Here is a 2981-nt window from a genome sequence, read left to right as displayed (position 1 = left end):
CAGCCATTATGACCGAAGATGAAAAAGAAGAAGAAGAAGAAGAGCCAATGGCTCCAGAGAGAGAGAAGAAAGTTCAGCTATCGCCGTCTCTAGACTTCATAAAAAGAATTGAGTCTGAGACACCGGTATACAAAAAAGAGTATAGCGTTAAAACAGCTGCTGTAGAAACTAAAGTTGAAAAACCTATTGAAAAAAGCATCGAAAATATAAAAAAAGAGAATAAAAAAGAAGAGGTATCCCTGCCTGTTGTTGAAGAGGTAAAAGAGTCTATTGCTCTAGTGCAAAAACCTGCAGCAAACACAAGCACCATGGATATAACAAGAAGAGATAACGAAGAGGACATTAAACATGTAATCAAAAGATTCAATGTTAACCACAATCCTGCTTTAAGTCTGTTTGCCGCAAAAAAGTATTATCAATTAGGAAACTATGAACAAGCATACAACTATGCTCTGGCAACAAACGAATTAAACAACGACATAGAAGCAAGTTGGATTATTTTTTCAAAATCACTTGTTAAGCTCGGCAAAAAAGAGATGGCGATTGAAACACTAAAAAAATATATAAACCACTCCGATTCATCACAGGCTAGACAACTCTTAGATGAGATCTTATCAGGGAAATTTAAATGAAATTACTACTACTAACAACTCTCTTAGCAATAATTCTATATGCCGATGTAAAACGTGAAGTGCTTGAGCTATTTCAAAACAAAGACTACAAAGAGGCTTGCACAATTGGTTTTAATAACTTTGCAAAATACTCAAAAGATGAGGAGTTTGTCTCTTTATATGGGTTCTCCTGTCTTAATATTGATTATGTAGATAGATTGTCCGTTCCCATTACCACACTAAAGCTAACCTCTGAGTCACGTGCAAATGCAGCATATTTTTCAATTATACTTATGCAAAAAAGACTTCTTTATCATGCTTTGCTTGACAACTATGACATATCCTCACTAAACTTGCCTACAACCGACTATGTACTATCAAAAGTCTTTGATTTTTATACAAAACAGGGGAAACACGAGCCAAGAGAGTTTTACATTTTTGAAGATGAAGATGATAAGAATTTAAAATATAAGCTTTATATTTTAAAAGATGGTAAAATAGATAAAATGATTATTGAAGAGTTTTACAACTCTATAAGTACTAAAAAACATATTTATTGGTAGAGGGGGCATTATGGATAGAATAACATCTGATTTACTAGCTAATGGCTCTATCATGAAGAGTCAAGTAGACAGACTTGTTGCCAAAGGGCTTGATAGTAATTTAATACTTAGGGATATTACTATTTCCGGCTTTATGACTATGGATAGACTGGTCAGATTTATTGTTGAGAAGATACAAAGCGGCGAGTATGATCTATCTATAATAGACAATTACGACTACATTCAAGAAAAAGATATTCTTCTTAAACTTGCCCAAAAACTGAATCTTCTTTTCCTTGATCTAGACTCCATAGATATGGATTATAGGCTTACTGAAAAAGTTTCCCTTGCCCAGCTTAAAAAATATAACGCGCTGCCGGTATCTGAGGATGAACTAAGCATCACGGTCGCTTTTTGTGATCCTTTGGACATTGAAGCCCATGAGTCAGTGCAAAGGCTCTTTCCTACAAAACCTATTAAAATTACCGTTGCCACAAAAAAGCAGATTCAATCATATCTTTTTAAGGTTGAGATAAAAGATAGCGTAAAAGGGCTAGTCAAAAAAATAAGAGATGAACTAAACTCCATAAACTCTATAGATGAACAGCAAGAAGCTTCTTCTATCTTACTCCTGATTGACGTTATCCTAAGCTCTTGTATTAAAAGTCGTGCGAGTGACGTACATATTGAGCCTACAGAAAAAAACTGTGTTGTTCGAACAAGGGTAGACGGAAAGTTAATAGAGGTATTTATTTTCGAAAAAGATATATATCCTCCTCTTGCATCAAGATTAAAACTTCTTTCAAATCTTGATATAGCTGAAAAAAGAAAGCCTCAAGACGGTCGCTTCTCTACACTGGTTGGTGCTAAAGAGTATGACTTTCGTATATCAACACTTCCAGTACTCTACGGTGAGTCAATAGTTATGAGGGTTCTTGATAAGCAAAAAGCTCTTGTCAAACTTGAAGAAGCCGGTATGGATACCGAAAGTTACAATAAGTTTATAAAAGCTCTAAAGACGCCTTATGGCATTATTCTTGTTACAGGTCCTACGGGAAGCGGTAAAACAACAACACTCTACGGCGCACTTAATGAGCTTAGAAACGTTGAAGACAAAGTGATTACCGTTGAAGACCCTGTAGAGTATAGAATGAACCTTATTCAGCAGGTTCAAGTAAACCCAAAAGTAGGATTAACCTTTGCGGCGGCTCTTAGGTCTATCTTAAGACAAGACCCCGATAAGATTATGATTGGTGAAATTCGTGACTCCGAGACTTTGGAAATAGCCATTAAAGCTGCACTAACGGGACACTTGGTAATATCGACACTTCATACAAATGACTCTATAAGCGCAGTTACGCGTATGGTAGACATGGGTGTGCCTTCTTATCTTATCAGTGGTTCTTTAGTTGCAATACAAGCTCAAAGACTTGTAAGAAAAATATGTAAAAATTGTAAAACGGAGGAGAAGATTTCAGCGGCAGCCATAGAAGAGATAAGACATCTAGTTCCTGAAAATGCTAAATTTTATAATGGGGCTGGCTGTAAAGAGTGTAACGGAACAGGATACATGGGAAGAGAGATGATTTGTGAGGTTTTAGTTGTTAATGAAAAAATGTCATCTCTAATTGCAAAAGGTGCATCTATGGAGGCTCTACATGCCCAAGCAGTTGAAGACGGATTCGTCGGATTGTTTGAAAATGGCATAAACAAGGCTCTTGAAGGTGTCACAAGTTTAGAAGAAATTTTAAGGGTGGCAAAATAATGAAATACTTTGTAGCAACTATCCTCTCCAAGGGTAAAAAAGAACAGATTGGAATGTACGCCG

3 protein-coding genes are annotated in these 2981 nt (G+C 36.1%); all 3 read left to right on the top strand.

Features of this window, described 5'->3' with window-relative positions; genetic code table 11:
* Positions 1-632, top strand: a 632-nt coding sequence (locus RQ763_RS11130; RefSeq protein WP_314153042.1) for a CDC27 family protein, incomplete at its 5' end; no start/stop codon positions are given.
* On the top strand, positions 629-1174 hold the full coding sequence (locus RQ763_RS11125) for a hypothetical protein (RefSeq protein WP_314153041.1): 546 nt from the start codon (positions 629-631) through the stop codon (positions 1172-1174). The genes RQ763_RS11130 and RQ763_RS11125, both read left to right, overlap by 4 nt.
* 10 nt (positions 1175-1184) lie before the next feature.
* Complete coding sequence (locus RQ763_RS11120) at positions 1185-2918, top strand: GspE/PulE family protein (RefSeq protein ID WP_314153040.1); 1734 nt, start codon at positions 1185-1187, stop codon at positions 2916-2918.
* Positions 2919-2981: the final 63 nt, after the last annotated feature.

It is taken from the genome of Sulfurimonas sp. (genome assembly GCF_032250635.1).
GTDB lineage: Bacteria > Campylobacterota > Campylobacteria > Campylobacterales > Sulfurimonadaceae > Sulfurimonas.
The sequence above is the reverse complement of the archived record's forward strand: the minus strand, read 5'-3'. Positions and strand labels throughout refer to the sequence as shown.

Excerpts from the sequence above, each read along its gene's own strand:
- RQ763_RS11125 (WP_314153041.1), top strand. The coding sequence starts at position 629 with ATGAAATTACTACTACTAACAACTCTCTTAGCAATAATTCTATATGCC.
- RQ763_RS11120 (WP_314153040.1), top strand. The coding sequence starts at position 1,185 with ATGGATAGAATAACATCTGATTTACTAGCTAATGGCTCTATCATGAAG.